General features: G+C 68.1%; 15 protein-coding genes and 1 pseudogene. 2 read left to right on the plus strand and 14 right to left on the minus strand.

Annotation, left to right across the window (positions count from 1 at the left end):
• Positions 1 to 127 precede the first annotated feature (127 nt).
• Positions 128 to 1,870: a DEAD/DEAH box helicase gene (locus G6N54_RS08685; RefSeq protein WP_179969186.1), complete on the plus strand. Its 1,743-nt coding sequence runs from the start codon at positions 128 to 130 to the stop codon at positions 1,868 to 1,870.
• 34 nt (positions 1,871 to 1,904) lie between these two features.
• Here the strand turns inward: G6N54_RS08685 and G6N54_RS08690 are convergent, their stop codons facing one another.
• The 14 genes from G6N54_RS08690 to sepIVA all read right to left on the minus strand — a co-directional run bounded on the left by G6N54_RS08690 (position 1,905) and on the right by sepIVA (position 18,079).
• The gene (locus tag G6N54_RS08690; protein WP_163789694.1) at positions 1,905 to 4,397 is read right to left on the minus strand and encodes a [protein-PII] uridylyltransferase; all 2,493 of its coding nucleotides are present in this window, start codon (positions 4,395 to 4,397) and stop codon (positions 1,905 to 1,907) included.
• A gap of 45 nt (positions 4,398 to 4,442) precedes the next feature.
• The gene (locus G6N54_RS08695; protein ID WP_085226323.1) at positions 4,443 to 4,781 is read right to left on the minus strand and encodes a P-II family nitrogen regulator; all 339 of its coding nucleotides are present in this window, start codon (positions 4,779 to 4,781) and stop codon (positions 4,443 to 4,445) included.
• Between the two features lie 2 nt (positions 4,782 to 4,783).
• Positions 4,784 to 6,193, minus strand: coding sequence for an ammonium transporter (locus G6N54_RS08700; protein ID WP_163794599.1), 1,410 nt, complete (start codon positions 6,191 to 6,193; stop codon positions 4,784 to 4,786).
• A 158-nt stretch (positions 6,194 to 6,351) separates the two neighbouring features.
• Positions 6,352 to 7,674: a signal recognition particle-docking protein FtsY gene (gene ftsY / locus G6N54_RS08705; RefSeq protein WP_163789695.1), complete on the minus strand. Its 1,323-nt coding sequence runs from the start codon at positions 7,672 to 7,674 to the stop codon at positions 6,352 to 6,354.
• Positions 7,675 to 7,732: 58 nt separating this feature from the next.
• Positions 7,733 to 11,332 carry a chromosome segregation protein SMC gene (gene smc / locus G6N54_RS08710; RefSeq protein ID WP_163789696.1) on the minus strand — a complete coding sequence of 1,200 codons (3,600 nt, stop codon included), beginning with the start codon at positions 11,330 to 11,332 and terminating at the stop codon, positions 7,733 to 7,735.
• Between the two features lie 164 nt (positions 11,333 to 11,496).
• Positions 11,497 to 11,790, minus strand: a complete 294-nt coding sequence (locus G6N54_RS08715) for an acylphosphatase (protein ID WP_163789697.1) — start codon at positions 11,788 to 11,790, stop codon at positions 11,497 to 11,499.
• Positions 11,777 to 12,202 (minus strand): OsmC family protein, encoded by a 426-nt coding sequence (locus G6N54_RS08720; RefSeq protein WP_163789698.1) that lies wholly within the window; start codon positions 12,200 to 12,202, stop codon positions 11,777 to 11,779. The genes G6N54_RS08715 and G6N54_RS08720 overlap by 14 nt, the downstream gene beginning before the upstream one ends.
• Positions 12,203 to 12,235: 33 nt before the next feature.
• Positions 12,236 to 12,805, minus strand: a complete 570-nt coding sequence (locus tag G6N54_RS08725; protein ID WP_163789699.1) for a NifU family protein — start codon at positions 12,803 to 12,805, stop codon at positions 12,236 to 12,238.
• Positions 12,802 to 14,715 carry a ferrous iron transporter B gene (gene feoB, locus G6N54_RS08730; RefSeq protein ID WP_163789700.1) on the minus strand — a complete coding sequence of 638 codons (1,914 nt, stop codon included), beginning with the start codon at positions 14,713 to 14,715 and terminating at the stop codon, positions 12,802 to 12,804. The genes G6N54_RS08725 and feoB overlap by 4 nt, the downstream gene beginning before the upstream one ends.
• The gene (locus G6N54_RS08735) at positions 14,712 to 14,996 is read right to left on the minus strand and encodes a FeoA family protein (protein WP_232073517.1); all 285 of its coding nucleotides are present in this window, start codon (positions 14,994 to 14,996) and stop codon (positions 14,712 to 14,714) included. The genes feoB and G6N54_RS08735 overlap by 4 nt, the downstream gene beginning before the upstream one ends.
• Positions 14,997 to 15,081: 85 nt before the next feature.
• On the minus strand, positions 15,082 to 15,930 hold the full coding sequence (mutM, locus tag G6N54_RS08740) for a DNA-formamidopyrimidine glycosylase (protein WP_163789701.1): 849 nt from the start codon (positions 15,928 to 15,930) through the stop codon (positions 15,082 to 15,084).
• On the minus strand, positions 15,931 to 16,644 hold the full coding sequence (gene rnc, locus G6N54_RS08745; RefSeq protein WP_163789702.1) for a ribonuclease III: 714 nt from the start codon (positions 16,642 to 16,644) through the stop codon (positions 15,931 to 15,933). It lies immediately after the preceding gene.
• Entirely contained in the window at positions 16,641 to 17,237 is a 597-nt protein-coding gene (locus G6N54_RS08750; protein ID WP_179969187.1) for a YceD family protein, read from the minus strand. The genes rnc and G6N54_RS08750 overlap by 4 nt, the downstream gene beginning before the upstream one ends.
• Positions 17,238 to 17,341: 104 nt before the next feature.
• Entirely contained in the window at positions 17,342 to 18,079 is a 738-nt protein-coding gene (sepIVA, locus tag G6N54_RS08755; protein ID WP_163789703.1) for a cell division protein SepIVA, read from the minus strand.
• A gap of 314 nt (positions 18,080 to 18,393) precedes the next feature.
• On the opposite strand from sepIVA, the pseudogene G6N54_RS08760 reads away from it, so the two are divergent.
• Positions 18,394 to 19,132, plus strand: a pseudogene (locus G6N54_RS08760) (thioesterase II family protein).
• Positions 19,133 to 19,698 lie beyond the last annotated feature (566 nt).

Genomic DNA, 19,698 nt, shown 5'->3' on the forward strand with positions numbered 1-19,698 from the left:
AACGCCGAAAAGCGTTGCCATGCTACATTTCACACCCGCCTTCACACCGGTTAGCATCGCGGGCCGGGGCCTAAGACTTGTGAAAGGGCGCGACCTGACGACGGCGCGCCGGAGGGGAGTCGTGTCGATGCAGCCGGTCAGCGCCGCCGACGCGAGCGTTGGAGCCTACACTCGACCGCTGCGAGGCTGGCAGCGCCGCGCGTTGGTGAAATACCTGGCCGCCGAGCCGCGCGACTTCCTCGCCGTGGCCACCCCCGGATCCGGGAAGACGACATTCGCGCTGCGGGTGATCGCCGAACTGCTGAGCAGTCGCTCCGTCGAGCAGATCACCGTCGTCGTGCCCACCGAACACCTCAAGGTGCAGTGGGCGCAGGCCGCGCTGCGGTACGGCATTTTCCTGGATCCGAAGTTCTCCAACACCAGCGCCGCGACCTCGCCGGAGTATCACGGCGTGATGGTCACCTACGCCCAGGTGGCGTCGCACCCGACGCTGCACCGGGTGCGCACCGAGCAGCGCAAGACGCTGGTGATTTTCGACGAGATCCACCACGGCGGTGATGCGAAGACCTGGGGCGACGCGATTCGCGAGGCCTTCGGCGACGCCACCCGCCGACTTGCCTTGACGGGCACACCGTTTCGCAGCGACGACAGCCCGATCCCGTTCGTCAACTACGAGTCGGGAGCCGACGGGATACGGCGTTCTCAGGCCGACCACACCTACGGCTACGCCGAAGCGCTCGCCGACGGCGTGGTGCGCCCGGTGGTGTTCCTCGCCTACTCCGGACAGGCGCGCTGGCGCGACAGCGCCGGCGAAGAGCACGAGGCCCGCCTGGGCGAGCCGCTGTCCGCCGAGCAGACCGCGCGGGCGTGGCGCACCGCGCTGGACCCGGCCGGCGAATGGATGCCCGCGGTGATCACCGCCGCGGATCAGCGACTGCGCCAGAAGCGCGTGCACGTGCCCGATGCCGGCGGCATGATCATCGCGTCGGACCAGACCGCGGCGCGCGCGTACGCCAAGCTGCTGACGAAGCTGACCGGCGAGGCACCGACGTTGGTGCTCTCCGACGATCCCGGATCGTCGGCCCGGATCTCCGAGTTCTCCGATGCCACCACGCGCTGGCTGGTCGCGGTTCGCATGGTCTCCGAGGGAGTCGACGTCCCCCGGCTATCGGTTGGGATCTACGCCACCAGCGCCTCGACCCCGCTGTTCTTCGCGCAGGCCATCGGCCGGTTCGTGCGGTCCCGACGGGCCGGCGAGAGCGCGAGCATCTTCGTGCCGTCGGTACCCAACCTGCTGATGCTGGCCAGCGAGCTGGAGGCGCAGCGCAACCACGTGCTGGGCGAACCGCACCGCGAATCCCTCGACGATCCGCTTGACGCCGATCCCGCCGTCCAGGAACAAAACGAAAAGTCGGACCTGGAAAAGGGTTTCACCTCGCTGGGCGCCGACGCCGAACTGGATCAGGTCATCTTCGACGGCTCCTCGTTCGGTACCGCCGCCGCGGCCGGCAGCGACGAGGAGGCCGACTACCTCGGCATCCCGGGCTTGCTCGACGCCACCCAGATGCGGGCGCTGCTGCACCGCCGCCAGGACGAGCAGCTGCAGAAGCGGGCCCACCTGCAGAAGGAAGCCGGGCAATCCGCTTCGGTGCCGGCGGGGTCGGGGTCCATGCACGGCCAGCTGCGCGAGCTGCGTCGCGAACTCAACGCCCTGGTCTCGGTCGCCCATCACCGCACCGGCAAGCCGCACGGCTGGATCCACAACGAACTGCGCCGGCGCTGCGGCGGGCCGCCGATCGCCGCGGCGACCCGCGATCAGCTCCAGGACCGCATTGTGGCTCTGCGGCAACTGAATTCGGAGCTAAGGTGACCCGGCGCCGATCGGGGTTCCGGCATCCCCGGCGCTAGTCGCCGACGGGCTCCTCGAGCACCTCGACGATCGGACCGCCCAACACCGTCAGCAGATTTTGCTCGATCGCGGCGCGCGCCTCGTGGTCGGTGTCCAGGGCACCCGAGTCGACCGGCATCGTCACGCAGAACACATCGGCTGCCGTCGATCCGAACGTGTTGACCTTTGCCCAGGCGATGTCGGCTCCCGCCCGCTCCAGCGCCCGCGCCAGCAGCGCCAGCAACCCGATCCGGTCCATCGCGCGGACTTCGACGACGAGCTGTTCGGGCGCGGCGGCGTTGAGCCACAAGATGCGGGGCGGGGCGGTCGACCGGGTCAGTGGCGCACCGGCCTGAATCTCGCCGGCGCGGGTCATCGCCGAGTTGGCGGCGTCGGTGTCGCGCTTTTCCAGCGCGCCAAGGACATCGACGTCGCGATTGAGGGCACCGACGAACTGCTGACGCAGCAGGCCCGCCTCGGGCGGCGAACCGAACAGCGGCGACACCACGAATTCGGTGATCGCGACACCCTCGTGAGTGTTGACCGTCGCGGAGTGGATCCGCAGTGAGTTCAGCGCCAGTACCGCGGCGGCCTTCGACACCAGTCCCCGCTGGTCCGGTGCGACCATCACGGCGTGGAGCCGTTCGCGCTCCCCCGGCTTGATCTCGACATGCACCCCATGGTCGGCTGCAAGCGAAATATAGTGTGGTGCAGTTGGTTCCACTTCCGGCAGCGGTTCGCCGGCCATCACCAGCCGGCAGCGACGCACCAGGTCCTCAACCAGCGAGGCTTTCCAGTCGCTCCACACACCCGGCCCGGTGGCTTTCGAGTCGGCCTCGGCCAGCGCGTGCAGCAGCTCGAGCAGCTGCCGATCCCCGCCCAGCGTTTCCGACACGGACTCAATGGTTTTCGGATCGTTGAGGTCACTTCGGGTGGCCGCGACAGGTAACAGCAGATGGTGGCGGACCATGCCCGAAAGCGTCTCGACGTCCCGGGGTGCCAGCCCCAGGCGCTCGCCGATCGGAACCACCAGATCGGCCCCCAGCACACAGTGGTCGACGCCGCGTCCCTTGCCGATGTCGTGCAGCAGCGCGCCGATCGCCAACAGGTCCGATCGGGCGACCCGCGTGGTCAGCGGGGCCGCATTGACGGCGGTCTCGACGATATGACGATCCACGGTCCACACGTGGGACACATCGCGCGGCGGAAGGTCGCGGACCGCGTCCCATTCCGGAAAGAGCCTGCTCCACAAGCCGGTTCGGTCCAACGTCTCGATCGTGTCCACCATCGGGGGGCCGGACAGCAGCACCACCAGCAGGTCGTCCAGCGCCTCCCGCGGCCACGGTGTCGGCAGGTCGGGCACGCTGGCGGCCAACCGGCTGAGCGTGGCGGCCCCGATCGGCAGGCCACTGTTGGCCGAGGCGGCGGCCACCCGAAGCACCAGTCCGGGATCGTGTTCGGGTTGGGCCTCGCGGGCGAGCACGATCTCGCCGTCGTACTCGACCACGCCCTCGTCCAGCGGTCGCCGCTTCGGGCGTCGGACCAGCGCGGTGATGCCGCGCCGCGGCAGCGCGTTCTGCGCGGTGCGCAATCCGCTTTCGGCGTGGTACGCGATGGTGCGGCCGACGTCGGAAAGCATGCGCGCCAAGGCGAATCGGTCACCGATGTGCAGGGCGGCGCTGATCTCGTCGGCGAACTGGGCCAGTACCTGATCGCGCCCGCGCCCGGACACCCGATGCAGTTCGGTGCGGACGTCGAGCAGGGTCAGATACGCGTCGTCGAGCGAGCCCCCGGGGCTCTCCGGGCGACTCATGCCGCGGCGGTCGATCAGTTGAGCCACGCCCAGCGCATCGAGCAGCTGGACGTCACGCAGGCCGCCGCGGCCGGACTTCAGGTCGGGCTCGGCGCGTTGCGCGATGCGGCCACACCGCTCCCAGCGGGCGTTCGTCATTTCCACCAGCTCGTCCATCCGGGACCGAATCGCGGTGCGCCACTGCTTTCTTGCGCCGGCGATCAACTCCTCGGACTGCGCCAGATCGCCGGCGATGTGACGAGCATCCAGCAGACCGAGGGCGGCGATCAAGTCGCCATTGGCGACACTGAGCGTTCCGGATACCGTGCGCACGCTGTGGTCGAGCCGAACGTTGGCATCCCACAACGGATACCACAGCCCGTCGGCGAACCGCTGCAGCACATCGTCAGAGACGTTGTTGTGCAACAACATCAGGTCCAGATCGGAATAGGGCAACAGCTCCCGGCGGCCCAGGCCGCCGACTCCGACGAGCGCAAACCCACTGGTTTCGGTGATGCCGAGCTCGGTGGCCTTCGCGATCAGCCAAGACTCATGCAGATCCAGCCAGGCGTGCCTCAGCTCGGCCGCCTGCAGGGTGGCACCCTCGGACAGCAGCGTACGCCGCGCAGCGGCTAAATCGCTTGGCACGATTGCGATTTCTGCTTGCGCGGCGTCCGCCTTGGCTGTCCCGGACAGGTCGGGCTCGGTCGGTTTCATAACCTCCCGGCCCGCCCGGCCTGGATTGTCAATTTACGGATAGCGTCATATCGCATCGGTCCCGCGCTCACCGGTGCGCACGCGCACAATGGTTTCCACGGGGCTGACCCAGACCTTGCCGTCACCGATCTTGCCGGTGCGAGCGGCCCGGACGATGCTGTCCACGACCTTGTCGACGACGGAATCGTCGACAACGACCTCGATCCGGACCTTCGGCACGAAATCGACCGAGTATTCAGCACCCCGGTAAACCTCGGTGTGCCCCTTCTGCCGTCCGTAGCCCTGGACTTCGCTGACCGTCAGCCCCAGGACGCCTGCGTCCTCCAGAGCCGTCTTGACGTCGTCGAGGGTGAACGGCTTCACGATCGCGGTAACCAGCTTCATGATTACTCCGCCTCCACTTTCTCGGCCGCGACTGCTTCGTCCAGTCCGTTAGAACTGTCCGGCAGAGTGGCACGGGGAAGAACCGACGATGCGGCCACTGCCAAATCGTAACCGCTCTCCGCGTGCTCGGCCTCATCGATGCCGGCTGCCTCCGCTTCCGGATTCAGCCGCAGCCCCATCGTGTACTTCAGTATCAAGGCGATGATAAGCGTCACGACAAACGAGAAGCCAAGCACGCTGAACGCGCCGACCGCCTGTCGTTCCAGCTGATCCCAGCCACCGCCGTAGAACAGGCCCTTCGACACGCCCGTCACACCGTTGATCGCCACGCTCTCCGGGGCGGCCAGCAGGCCGACCAGCAGGGTGCCGGCCAGACCACCGACCAGGTGCACCCCGACCACGTCCAGCGAGTCGTCGAAGCCGAGCTTGAACTTCAGCCCGACCGCCAGCGCGCACAGCACACCGGCGACCAGGCCGATGATCAGAGCGCCCAGCGCGTTGACCGACGAGCAGGACGGGGTGATGGCGACCAGACCGGCCACGATGCCCGACGCCGCTCCCAGCGTGGTGGCCTTGCCGTCCCGGATGCGCTCGGTGAGCAGCCAGGCCAGCATCGCCGTCGCCGTCGCGATCGTGGTGGTCATGAACGTCGCACCCGCGGCGCCATTGGAGCTGGTGGCCGAACCGGCGTTGAACCCGTACCAGCCGAACCACAGCAAGCCGGCACCGAGCATCACGAACGGCAGGTTGTGCGGACGGAACAGCGTCGTGGGCCAGCCTTTGCGCTTGCCCAGCACCAGCGCCAGCGCCAGGCCCGCCGTACCGGAGTTGATATGGACCGCTGTTCCACCTGCGAAGTCGATCGCGTGCAGCTTGTTGGCGATCCAGCCACCCTTCTCGGCCGCGAAGCCGTCGAACGCGAAGACCCAGTGTGCGACCGGGAAGTACACGAACGTCGCCCATAGGGCGGAGAACACCAGCCAGGCGCTGAACTTCAGACGGTCGGACACCGCGCCCGAGATCAGGGCGACGGTGATGATCGCGAACATCAGCTGGAGCGCCACGAACACCGTCGCGGGCAACGTGCCGGCAAGCGGAATGTCCGTCGCGGCAGTGCCTTTCGTCGGATCGGCGGCTACGGCGTTGCCACCGATCAGGCCCTTGAGGCCCCAGTACTCGGTGGGGTCGCCAATCAGGTTGGCCTTATCAGTGCCAAACGAAACTGAATAGCCATATAGCACCCACAGCACCGTCACCACACCCATGGCGCTGATACTCATCATGAGCATGTTGAGCACACTTCTGGCGCGCACCATACCGCCATAGAAGAACGCCAATCCTGGCGTCATCAACAGCACCAGCGCTGAACTCGCCAGCATCCATGCGGTATCACCGGTATTGGGCTGGCCCATTACTGGGAAACTCACTCGCTATCACCTCCGGTCGGCCCTGAACGGGTCATCAGACATGTGCCCGATGACCTGATCCAGAACCTTGCGCAATGGTTGTTTCCGAGATGGGGCCTCCGTGTTTCGGCGTTATTAACGAAACGGGCCTCGTGTTAGGGGTTTCAGCCGAGCAGGGCATCCACAAATGCGGCCGGCTCAAAAGGCGCCAGATCGTCGGGACCTTCGCCCAGGCCGACCAGTTTCACCGGCACGCCGAGTTCTTGTTGCACCCGGAAAACGATGCCGCCCTTGGCCGTTCCGTCCAGCTTGGTCAGCACCGCGCCGGTGATGTCGACGACGTCGGCGAACACCTTCGCCTGAGCCAGCCCGTTCTGCCCAATCGTAGCGTCGAGCACCAGGAGCACCTCGTCGACGGCGGCGCGCCGGGTTACCACGCGTTTGACCTTGTCGAGCTCGTCCATCAGGCCCACCTTGGTGTGCAACCGCCCCGCGGTGTCGATCAGCACGACGTCGGCGCCCGCCTCGATGCCCTTGTCGACGGCGTCGAAGGCCACCGCCGCCGGATCGGAGCCCTCGACCCCGCGCACCACCTCGGCTCCCACCCTGGCCGCCCAGGTCTGCAGTTGATCCGCGGCGGCGGCCCGGAAGGTGTCGGCGGCGCCCAGCACCACGCGCCGGCCGTCGGCCACCAGCACCCGCGCCAGTTTGCCGACCGTCGTGGTCTTTCCGGTGCCGTTGACGCCGACGACCAGCAGCACCGACGGGTGGTCGTCGTGCGGCAGCGCGCGGATCGAGCGATCCATCTCGGGTTTGAGCTCTTTGATCAGCACGTCGCGCAGCACCGCCCGCGCGTCGGCCTCGGTGCGGACATTGCTGCTGGCGAGTCGGCTGCGCAGCTGCGCGACCACCGACTCGGTGACGACCGGCCCCAGGTCGGCGACCAGCAGGGTGTCCTCGACGTCCTGCCAAGAGTCTTCGTCCAGGTCGCCGCCGCCGATCAGCCCCAGCATGCTGCGCCCGAGCGCGTTCTGCGATCGGGCCAGCCGGCCACGCAGGCGTTCCAGCCGGCCTTCGGTCGGCGCGATCTCCTCGATCTCCGGGGCGTGCTCGGCCGGTGCCGGGGCCTCCGGCTCCGGGACCTCGGGGGCCGCCTCCGGCCGCAGAACCCCGGGCGCCGAAACCTCAGCCGCGGGGGCTTCCGGCTCGGGCAGCTGGACATCGGAGATCGTGCGCCGCGGCGCGTCGCGGGGAATGGTCGCGTCGTCTCCCACGGCGGGTAGCCCGGTGGCGTCGATCGTCGGTGCGCCCTGGCTGAAGGTGATGCCCGACGACGCGGTGTAGCCACCGGAGCGGTCCAGTGCGGTCGGCTCGGGCCGGGACAGGCTGATCCGCCGGCGGCGGTACCGCGTCAGCCCCAGGACCAGCGCAGCGATGACAACCAGCACGCCTACGACGGCGATGGCGATCCAAAGACCTTGCCACACGCTAACATTGTTTCAGGGCCACGGCGGCCAACTCACAGCGGCAGTCGCCGCCCGGGCCCTAAGCAGAAGTAGTGGCGAGCGGCTGAACCTCTTGGCCGCGCATGCGCTGCGAGATCACCGCGGTGATGCCGTCACCCTGCATGGTCACGCCGTACAGCGCGTCGGCAACCTCCATGGTCGGCTTCTGGTGAGTGATGATCAGCAGCTGCGAGCGCGCCCGCAGCAGCTCGAACAGCGAGATCAGGCGGCGCAGGTTGGTGTCGTCGAGCGCCGCCTCGACCTCGTCCATGATGTAGAACGGCGACGGGCGGGCGCGGAAGATCGCCACCAGCATCGCGACGGCGGTCAGCGCCTTCTCGCCACCGGACAGCAACGAGAGCCGGGTGATCTTCTTGCCGGGCGGACGTGCCTCCACCTCGATGCCGGTGGTGAGCATGTCGTCCGGGTTGGTCAGTCGCAGCCGGCCCTCGCCGCCCGGGAACAGCACGGTGAAGACTTCCTGGAATTCGCGTTCCACGTCGACGAACGCGTCGCTGAACACCTGCAGGATGCGGGCGTCGACGTCGGCGACGACGTCGAGCAGATCCTTGCGGGCCGCCTTGACGTCCTCGAGCTGGGTGGACAGGAAGTTGTAGCGCTCCTCCAGCGCGGCAAACTCCTCGAGGGCCAGCGGATTGACCCGGCCCAGCTCGGCCAGCTCCCGCTCGGCGCGTTTGGCCCGCCGCTCCTGGGTGGGCCTGTCGTACGGGATCGGGGCGGGCGCGGTGACCTGCTCGCCGCGCTCGCGGGCCAGTTCGAACTCGGCCATCTCCAGCTCGGAGGGCGGCAGCGCGATCTGCGGGCCGTACTCGGCGATCAAATCCGCGGGGCTCATGCCGAACTGCTCGAGCACCATCTGTTCGAGCTGCTCGATGCGCATCGCCGCCTGGGCGTTGGCCACCTCGTCGCGGTGCAACGAATCGGTCAGCGTGGCCACCCGGACGCCCAGCGTCTGCACCTCGGTGCGCACCGCGGCCATCGCCGTCGACCGCGCCTCGCGTTCGGCGACCATGGCGTCGCGGATCTGCGATGCCGCGGCGACCACCCGGTCCAGCCGCGCCGCGAGCAGCCGGCCCGCGTCGGCCACCGCCGCCGCCACCGCGGCCGCCCGCAGTCGCGCGGCGTGTGCCTGCTGGGCCCGCACCCGCGCCTCACGCTCGGCGGCGGCCGCGCGGCGCAACGAATCGGCCCGACCGCGCACGGCGTTGGCCCGTTCCTCGGCGGTGCGCACCGCGAGCCGGGCCTCGACTTCGACGCCGCGGGCGGTTTCGGCCGCGGCGGCGATCCGCTGACGATCGACGGGGTCTTCGGCGGGCGCGAGCTGGCTGGCCTGCGCGTTGCGCAGCCGCGTCTCGAGTTCGGTGACCTCCTCGACGGTCTGGGCGCGCCCAGCCTCCAGCTCCTCGCGCTGGCGCAGCAGCCGGTTCCAGTCCTCGTCGGCGGTGCGGGCATCCTGCCCGAGCCGGCCCAGTTGCTCGTACATCGCCGAGATCTCGGTGTCGGACTCGTTGAGGGCGGCCAGCGCCTGCTCGGCGGAGTCCTGCCGGCCGCGCTGCTCGGTCAAGGCGCCGGACAGCGCGGCGCCGAGCTGCGCCACTTGCGACTCGGCGGCGGCCAGCTCGCTGCTGGCCTTGTCGATCTCCGAGGTGAGCTCCAGCGTCGACGGCTTGCGGTCCGAACCGCCGCTCACCCAGCCGCGGCCGACCAGGTCACCGTCAAGCGTGACCGCGCGCAGCTGCGGGCGGCCCGCCACCAGATCCAGCGCCGCACCCAGGTCGTCGACCACAGCGACACCGGACAGCATCGCGACCATCGCGCCGCGCAACCGCTGCGGGGCCTCCACCAGGTCGAGCGCCCAGAGGGCGCCGTCGGGCAGCGGGGCGGCCGGCGGCGGTTCGCCGACGGGCCAGTCCCCCAGCACCAGGGCCGCGCGGCCACCGTCGGCTTGTTTCAGCGCCGCGACCGCCGAACGGGCCGCGGCGAAGTCTTCCGCGGCCAGCGCGTCGGCCGCGGATCCGAGCACCACGGCCAGCGCCGCCTCGTACCCGGGACGGCCCTTGACCAGCTTCGCGACCGACCCGAAAAGCCCTGCACCACTGTGGTTTTGGGCAAGCCACGCCGCGCCATCCTTGCGCTCGAGACCCACCGAGAGCGCGTCGATGCGGGCGCGTAGTGACGCCACCCGGCGCTCGGCTTCGCGCTCGCTGGCCTGCAGCTCGGCGACCCGCTCGTCGGCCAGCCGCAGCGCGGCCACCGTCCGCTCGTGGTGTTCGTCCAGGCCGACCTCGCCCTGATCGAGTTCGCCGACGCGGCCCTGGACGGTTTCGAACTCCGCCCGGGTCTGCTGCGCGCGGGCGGCGCCGTGTTCGATGCGCTCGGACAACCGGGCGACGCTGTCGTCGATCGATTCGACCCGGGCCCGCATCGTCTCGACCTGGCCGGCCAGCCGGGCCAGGCCCTCGCGCCGGTCCGCCTCGGCCCGGACGGCGGCCAGGTGGGCCCGATCGGCCTCGGCGGCCTCACTTTCACGCTCGGACAGGTCGGCGCGGGCGGCCTCCAGCCGGGTCCGGGCCGCGTCCAGCTCCGCCAGCAGCTGCCGTTCGGCGGCCGCGACCTGCTCGGCCTCGGCGTCCAATGCGTCGGGGTCGGTGTCGCTGGTCGCCACCGGCTCCAGATCCAGGTGCTGGGCGCGTTCGCTGGCGATGCGCACCGTGGCGCCCACCCGTTCGGCCAGGGCGGAGAGCCCAAACCAGGTGTGCTGCAAGGATTCGGCGCGCACCGAGAGTTGGGCCAGCGCGGTCTCGTGCGCGGTCAGCTCCTCGGAGGCGACGGCCAAGCGAGCCGCGGCCTCGTCGTGCTCGCGGCGCATGGTGGCCTCGGCCTCCAAGATCGCGTCCCGCTGCACCTGGCGATTGACCAGGTCGTCGGCGGCCAGCCGCAGCCGCGCGTCGCGCAGATCGGCCTGGATGGTCTGGGCGCGGCGGGCCACCTCGGCCTGACGGCCCAGCGGTTTGAGCTGGCGGCGCAGCTCGGTGGTCAGGTCGGTGAGCCGAGCCAGGTTCGCCTGCATCGCGTCTAGCTTGCGCAGGGCTTTTTCCTTGCGCTTGCGGTGCTTGAGCACGCCCGCGGCTTCCTCGATGAACGCGCGGCGATCCTCGGGCCGTGACTGCAGGATCTCGTCGAGCTTGCCCTGCCCGACGATCACGTGCATCTCACGGCCGATGCCGGAGTCGCTCAGCAGTTCCTGGACATCCATCAAACGGCAACTGGTGCCGTTGATTTCGTATTCGCTGGCGCCGTCGCGGAACATCCGCCGCGTGATCGAGACCTCGGAGTACTCGATCGGCAGCGCGTTGTCGGCGTTGTCGATCGTGACCGTGACCTCGGCGCGGCCCAGCGGGGCGCGCGACGAGGTGCCGGCGAAGATGACGTCTTCCATTTTGCCGCCGCGCAGCGTCTTGGCGCCCTGCTCCCCCATCACCCACGCCAGCGCATCGACCACGTTGGATTTGCCGGAGCCGTTGGGTCCGACGACGGCGGTGATGCCCGGCTCGAAGCGCAGAGTCGTCGGCGAAGCGAAGGACTTGAAGCCCTTCAGCGTCAGACTCTTGAGGTACACGACGAGCCAGACTACCGCTCAAATTGCCCAAGCCGCCGTCATCAAGGGGTGTCGGCTCGCTGCAAATACACCCGTTGTTCACACTCTGACGCACCGGCCACAGTGGCCACTTCAGTCACTGAAAACAGGGCCGCGATGCGTTGCGAAATGTGATGGTGCCGGCGCTATCGCTCGACGAACCCCTCGAACCGTTCTTGCGGTTGCGACCAGTCGGCGACGACCTTGTCGACGCGGCCGGGCCGGGACGGCCAGGAATGGCCGCCTTCCAGCAGCTCCAGCAATTTCTCCGCCGCCTCCCGCGGTCCGTGCGCGACGACCAGCACGCGACCGTCGGCCTGGTTGGCGGCGTAGCCGGTCAGCCCGAGCTCCAGCGCCCGGCAGCGGGTCCACCAGCGAAAGCCCACCCCCTGGACCAGGCCGTGCACCCAGGCGGTGAGCCGGACGTCAGGGTCCGGCATGGCCGGTCTCGGAAGCGATCTCGAACTTGACCGTGGTGCCCGCCTTCAACGTGCGCCCGACGGTGCAGACCAGGTCGATCGCCCGGTTGACGACCACGAACAGCCGTTCGGCGTCGTCCTCGGACAATCCCGACAGGTCCACTTCGAGGGTTTCGGAGAGCAGCGGATAGATCTCTTCGTCGCGGTCCGCGTCACCGGAAACCCGGACCACCGCCCGGTAGTCGTCACCGAGCCGGCGGGCCAGCGGCTGATCGCTGGACATCCCGCTGCAGGCCGCCAGCGCGATCTTCATCAATTCGCCGGGCGTGAACACCCCTTCGACGTCCTCGGAGCCCACCAGAACCTGCGCGCCCCGCGAGCTATGGCCGGTGTAGCGGCGTGTCCCGGTGCGTTCGACCCACAGTTCCGTCATGGCTCATTTCTACCGGGGCCGGCGAATGCGCACTCAGCGGACTAGCAACGACAGCAGCTTCCTACCGAAAGACAATGAGTTCGAATCGTTTTCGGACGAGACCACCACCTGCTCGTCGACGCGGCGGCGCAGTTCGCGTTCGAGCGCATCGCGCAGCGTGGCGGACGCCCCCGGACAGCCGTCGCAGGCCCCCGCCATGCGCACGGTGACCTGATGACCGACCACCGAGACCAGCTCGATCGACCCGCCGTGCGAGGCGGCCAGCGCCCCCACCGACCCGGACAACAGCTCCTCGACCGCGACTTCCAATTTGCCTGCGGGAAATGATGTTTCGTCGACAGTCCAGCCCGCCGAGTCCAGCAGCGCCTCGCCGAGCGCTTCGCGAATGTCGTCGCCCACCTCGCGCCAGCCGCCGGCCGCGGCGATCGTGATCAGGATGCCATTGCCGGCCACCACGATTTCGTCGATCACGCCGGCGTCCAGCAAGGCACCCAGCCTGCCCGGGACGACGCGGACCCTGCCGCGCGGCGGTAGTTGCTCCGCCGGGACCACCCAACGGAGCCGACGCGGATCCTCGGTGGCCGTGGCGTGAATCGGAATCATGCGCCGAGGGCTATCGCGACTTGTCGGGCGGCAAAGGCCATCAACCAGGCCAGGACGAACATGTAGGACCACGCGATCGCCGGCCACTTCCAGGAGTTGGTTTCGCGGCGCATCACCGCAACGGTCGACATGCATTGCAGCGCATAGATGAAATACGCCATCAACGCGATCACGGTCGGCGCGGTGAACACCTTATGACCCTCGTCGTCGGTCAGCGCGACCAGCGCCTCGTGCGGATCGTCGGGGCTCTCCGCCGCCGCCACCTGGCCCAGCGTGGACACGAACACCTCGCGCGCCGACATCGAACCGAGTAGCGCGATGTTGACGTGCCAGTCGAAGCCGAGCGGTTTGAACACCGGTCCGACAAACTTGCCGACGTCGGCGGCAAGGCTGTGGTCCATCACGTACGCGGTGGCGTCGGTGGGCGACATCTTCGCGGTCTCGGCCTCGCGCGCCGGCAGATTGAGCAGCACCCACAGCACCACCGACGTGCCCAGAATGATCGTTCCGGCCTTGCGCAGGAACATCTTTGCCGAATCCCACATCGTGATCAGCACATTCTTGGGCGACGGGAAGCGGTACGGCGGCAGCTCCATCGTGAACGGCAGCAGATCGCTGCGCAGGACCGTCGATTTGAATATCGCGGCGGCGATCAGCGCCGAGGTGCCGCCACACACGTACAGCGCGAACATGGCGATGCCCTGCGCGCTGAAGCCACCCCACTGCGTCTTCGGCGAGACCAAGATCCCGACCAGCAGGGTGAACACCGGAAGGCGGGCCGAGCAGGTCATCAACGGCGCGGTGATGATGGTGGCGATCCGGTCCTTCGACGACGGCAGCGTCCGGGTGGCCATGATCCCTGGGATCGCACAGGCAAACGACGAGAGCATCGCGACGAAGGCGCGGCCTTCCAATCCCGTAGCGGCCATCACCCGGTCCATCAGGAACGCGGCCCGCGCCATGTAGCCGACGTTCTCCAGCAGCGCGATCAGTAGGAACAGCAACACGATCTGCGGGATGAACTGCAGCACCGTTCCGACGCCGCCGATCAGGCCCTGGCCGAGCAGCCCGCGCACCACGTAGTTGCCGACGTGGTTGCTGACCAGGTTGCCGAGCCAGGTGAGCCAGTCGCCCACTTGATCCTGCAGCGGCGCGGCCACGGTGAACACGACCTGGAAGAAGCAGAACATCACCGCGAAGAAGATGACGGTGCCCCACAGCGGATGCAGCACGACCGCGTCGATCCGCCTCGAGCGCCGATCCGGTTGCGGTGCAACGTAATCCGCTGCATCCAGCACCGATTTGCCCCAGGCGTCGACCGCGCCGTCCTCGCCCGGGGGCAGGATCGGGGGCCGTTTCCACTGGCCGAACGACGTCAGCCGGCCGCGCAGGGTATCGACGCCCACGCCACGGTTCGCAATCACCGCGAGGACGGGGACACCCAGCGCCGTCGACAGCGCGTCCAGGTCGATGCCGCCGCCGCGGGCGGTCAACTCGTCGGTCATGGTCAGCACCAACAGGCACGGCAGGTCCTGCCGCAGCACCTGCGCCACCAGGATGATCGAGCGGTGCAGCGTGGTGGCGTCGGCGACGATGACGATCGCATCGGGCCGGCCGTCGCCGTAGACCTCGCCCCCCAGCAGGTCGCGCACCACCGCCTCGTCCGGGCTGATCGGGTCGAGGCTGTAGGTGCCGGGCAGGTCCTCGATCGCAATCTCGACGCCGTCCACCCCGGTGGTGCCGACGCTGCGACCGACGGTGACGCCCGGGTAATTACCGGTCTTGGCACGCAGCCCGGTCAGGTGGTTGAACACCGAAGTCTTGCCCGCATTGGGACTTCCGACCAGGGCGATCCGCGCCATCCCCGCAACGGCGACCGCGGAGCCGCCTTCCTCGTGGCATGACGTCACGCGTCAGTCCCCGCGGCGACCTCGATCAGCCTCGCCTCCCGCAGACGCAGGCACAGTTCGGTGTCTTGAACTCGGTAGATGGTCGGGTCGCCCATCGGGGCCCGGCGGATCACCTCCACATCGGAGGCCGGCCGAAACCCCAACTGCCGCAATCGGCCCGCCACCACTTCGGAGGCCGCCGAGGCGACGCCCACGATCGTCGCCCGCTGGCCCGGCGACAGCTGAGCCAGCAGGGTTGGCGAACCCGAAAGACGGTCTGCGTTTCGCGCCGATTTGAGCATTACCCGCCCCAACGCCGGAGGCTTATCATCCCGGTAAGGATAACCTTTGAATGCTGAGGATAGCCTAAATTTTTCGTGAAACCCGTTAACCGCGCGGCCGCGGCTGACATCGCGGGCAGTAGAACGAAGATCGGTTCATGAACTTCTCGCGGCGCATCACCGCGCCGCAGCGCCGGCAGCTTTCGCCTTCGCGCCCATAGGCATCCAGGGATCGGTCGAAGTAGCCCGACTCGCCGTTGACGTTGACATACAGCGAATCGAACGAGGTCCCGCCCTTGGCGAGCGCCTCGCGCATGACGTCGGCGGCGGCCTCCAGCACGGCGGTCAGCTGGCGGCGGGTCAGCGTGTCGGCCACCCGGGCACCGTGAACTTTGGCCCGCCACAAGGCTTCGTCGGCATAGATATTGCCGATGCCCGACACCACCTGCTGATCCAGCAGCTGGCGCTTTATCTCGGAATGCTTGCGCCGCAACACCTTCACCACCGCATCGATGTCGAAGCGGGGGTCCAGCGGGTCGCGCGCGAGGTGTGCGACGGGCAGCGGCACCTGGCTGCCGTCGATTTCTATGAGTTCGGCAAGCATCCAGCCTCCGAAGGTCCGCTGGTCGGCGAAGCTCAGCACCGTTGCGTCGTCGAGCACCGCGGAGATCCGGACGTGATCGGACCGCGGCACCTTGCCGAGCAGCATCTGCCCGCTCATGCCGAGGTGGACGACCAGCGCGGTATCACCGTCGAGCAGCAGCCACAGGTATTTGCCCCGCCGGTCGGTTCCGTCGATCCGCGCACCGAGCAGCCTGGCGGTGAGGTCGGCGGGCCCGGCCTCGTGGCGGCGCACCGCGCGGGGGTGGTGCACCCGAACCGCGGTGATCGTCTTGCCCACAACATGGGCCTGCAAGCCGCGGCGCACCACCTCGACCTCGGGCAGTTCAGGCATCTAGATGGACGTCGTCCCCGCGGTGTCCAACGCTTCCAGCGTTTTCCAGGTCGCGGCGGCCGCCTTCTGCTCGGCTTCCTTCTTGGAGCGGCCGACGCCCGACCCGTATTCGGTCTCCATCACGACGACCACCGCGGTGAATTCCTTGTCGTGGTCCGGGCCGGTGGAGGTGACCTGGTAGGACGGCGCGCCCATCCCGCGCGCCGCGGTGAGCTCCTGCAGGCTGGTCTTCCAGTCCAGACCGGCGCCCAGCGTGGGCGCGGCGTCCAGCAGCCCCCCGAACAACCGCAGGATCACCTCGCGTGCCGTTTCGATGCCGTGCGCCAGGTAGATCGCGCCCAGCAGCGATTCCATCCCGTCGGCCAGGATGCTCGACTTGTCGGCTCCACCCGTGTTCGCTTCGCCGCGCCCCAGCAGCAGGTGAGCACCCAGTCCGCCGTCACACAGGTGGCGGCCGACGTCGGCCAGCGCCTGGGTGTTGACGACGCTGGCCCGCAGTTTGGCCAGGTCACCTTCCGACCGGTCGGGATGACGGTGGTAGAGCTCGTCGGTGACGGTCAGGCCCAACACGGCGTCGCCGAGAAATTCCAGCCGCTCGTTCGTCGGCAATCCGCCATGCTCGTAGGCATAGCTGCGGTGGGTCAACGCCAACGAGAGCAGTTCCTCGGGCAGGCTAACCCCGAGCGCATCGAGCAGCGGTTGCCGGGAGGTCACCGGTCACCCCCGGCGGGATCCGGGTCACCGGCATCGTCGGAGAGCATGTCCACCAGCTTGGCCCATCGCGGATCGATGTTGTCATGGTGGTGGCTGGGGTCATTGGCCAGCGGCACGCCGCATTCGGGGCACAACCCGGGGCAATCCGGCCGGCATACCGGCGCAAACGGCAGGTCGAGCCCGACGGCGTCGATGATCGGCTGCTCGAGGTCGATGCGGTCGTCGACGACCCGGCCGACCTCGTCTTCCTCGGTGGTCGCCTCGGTGGTGCTGTCCGGATAGGCGAACAGCTCGGTCAACCCGACCTGCACGTGCCCGTGCACCTCGGTCAGGCACCGCGAGCACTCGCCGAGGGTCGGTCCCGACACCGTTCCGGTGACCAGCACGCCTTCCGACACCGATTCGACCCGCAGATCCATGTCCAGCGGGGCGCCCTGCGGGATCGCGATCATGTCCAGTCCGATGCGCAACGGGCTGGGCACGGTGTCGCGTAGCGTCACCATCGAACCCGGTCGTCGCCCAAGCCGCGCGACGTCAACCGTCATCGGCGAGGCCGGATGTTGCTGCGCAGTAGTGCGGTGTTCGCGCGCCATAGGAAAAATCTTACGGCGCCGTCCAGGTACTCCGGGCGGTGCTTCGCCCATCCGCCCAGGTGGCCAGGTGGCCACCCTCGGCACCGGGTCCGGCGGGCTACCCGCTAGCGCGTGGCGTAGTCGTGCGTGCCGGCCGCCGTCCGCAGTTGGTGGCGTCCGCGGCCCACCGAACGAAGCGTGCCGTTGAGGAACTCCTCGAACTCGGCGAGCTTGTTGTCGACGTAGATGTCGCATTCGCCGCGCAGCCGGTCGGCCTCGGCGTGTGCGGTGTCGATCAGCCGGGTGGACTCCGCGTTGGCGGCCTGGACCACCTCGTTCTGCGAGACCAGGCGCTGCTGCTCCTTGATGCCCTCTTGCACGGCCTTCTCGTAGGAGATGTTGCCGTTTTCGATCAATCGGTCGGCTTCGGCCTGGGCGCGGCCGACGCTCGCCTCGTACTCGCGCTTGGCCGCGGTGGCGATGCGCATTGCTTCCTCACGCGCCTCGCCGACCATCCGCTCGCTGTGCTGGCGTGCCTCGTTCACCATCCGATCGGCCTGCGCCTTGGCGTCGGACAGCAGCCGGTCGGCCTCCGCGCGGGAGTGGTTCAGCAACGACTCCGACTCGGTGGTGGCCGAGGACACCATCGAGTCGGCATGCGACTTGGCGTCGGACAGCATCGAATCCCGCGCATCGAGCACGTCCTGGGCGTCATCCAGCTCGCCGGGGATCGCGTCCTTGATGTCGTCGATCAGCTCCAGCACGTCACCGCGAGGCACCACACAGCCGGCCGTCATCGGCACGCCGCGGGCTTCTTCGACAATGGCGCCCAATTCATCCAGCGCTTCAAAGACTCGGTACACGGCCATACCCTCCTGGCATCTTGCAAAAATCCTGTTGTTACCAGTGTGCCTGGCGTTACCTCTGTGACGGCGGTGGCGACACCGGTGTGTCGGGCATTGGCCACCGGGCTTGCCGCGACGGGCGCGGCGGCGCCGCCCGGCAGTCGTGGTATCCGTTGCCTAAATGGCAACATGACGTGGCAATCACCCCACGAAATGGATTCTTCCAGGAATTCCGCGGCGCCGCCCGCGCAGGTCCGAATGCCTCTCATCACCACCGGGCCGATCGTGTGGTGGCGGCCGGGCGTCCAATCACACCGCGATAGGCTGGGCGGGTGGACGGGCCCGCTGACCGAAATTCCGGCAACGCCGGCGCGCCGACGTTATTTATCTTTCCGCACGCCGGCGGATCCGCGACCTATTACGTCCCGTTCGCCAAGGCGTTCTCCGCCAATATCAAACGCATCGCCGTGCAATACCCCAGCCGGCGCGATCGCGGGCTGACCGAGCTCGCCAGCATTCCCGAGTTGGCCGACGAAATCTTCAACATGATGGCGCCTGCGGCGAAATCCGCAGGTCAGCTCGGATTTTTCGGCCACAGCATGGGCGGGCTGGCAGCCTTCGAAGTCGCGCTGAGATTCCAATCGGGCGGGACACCCGATCAGCGCGCTGTTCATCTCGTCCTGTGCGGCGCCGGGTCACATCCGATACAAGGAATTGCAGGGGTCCGACCACGAGATCTTGAGCTTGGTCGCCCAGGTCACCGAGACGAATCCCGAGCATCTGGCAAATGATGAATTCGCCTCGAGCATCCTGCCCACATTGCAAAGCGTCCGGACCATTGCCGCCGATACCCGGCCCCCGGAGATAAAGCTGTCCTGCCCGATCCATGCATTCGTCGCCGATGACGACATCATCGTGGCCGAGGAGAACATGACGGCCTGGGCCGAACGCACCACCCGGGAGTTCTCCATCCGAGTGTTCCCCGGGGACCACTTCTACCTCAACGTCAATTTGCCGGAGCTGGTGAAGGACATCGAAGAAGTGGTGCTCGACTCGCCCGGCGAGAGTTAGCTGGGCGATCCGCGATCGGGCGGTCGCACCGTCGGCGATTGATCGCCGACGCGAGTCGGCAGCAACCATGGGTCGGGGCCGGGTCGGCACCGGCACGGACCCTGCGACATCGTGCCGGGCGGCGCGGGGTTGACGGCCACGGTCCGGCCGTCCTCGGGGCGCCCCGGGTCGCTCCTCGACGAAAATGGTGCGCAGGTCCCAGAACCTGGCGGCGCCCCGACCCGAGTAGGCGGGTGAGATTCGTCTCACTCTACTGGTTACCCGTAACCCCTGCCTCACGAGCACCACCGGTTACGTGCCTGAAGTATCCCTTTTGAGCTGCAGCAACGCGAAAATCTGGCACTATAGTAGACACACGCCAAATAGGGCAGTATGGGGCTGCGCCCAAAATCGGTGGATTTTTTAAATTCCAAGACGTCCCAATGAAAGACTGCTTACGTTGGTTATTGAGACGGATGGTCGGGGTGGACGATCGTTATTTTGTGGCCGTCCAACTCTTGCGCGCCGACGTTTCCGCCAGCAGCTGCCGTGTCACCGGGGGCGCTCCGCAGAGGAGCCGCGAACGC

Origin of the sequence: Mycobacterium stomatepiae, assembly GCF_010731715.1 — a bacterium.
Lineage (GTDB): Bacteria > Actinomycetota > Actinomycetes > Mycobacteriales > Mycobacteriaceae > Mycobacterium > Mycobacterium stomatepiae.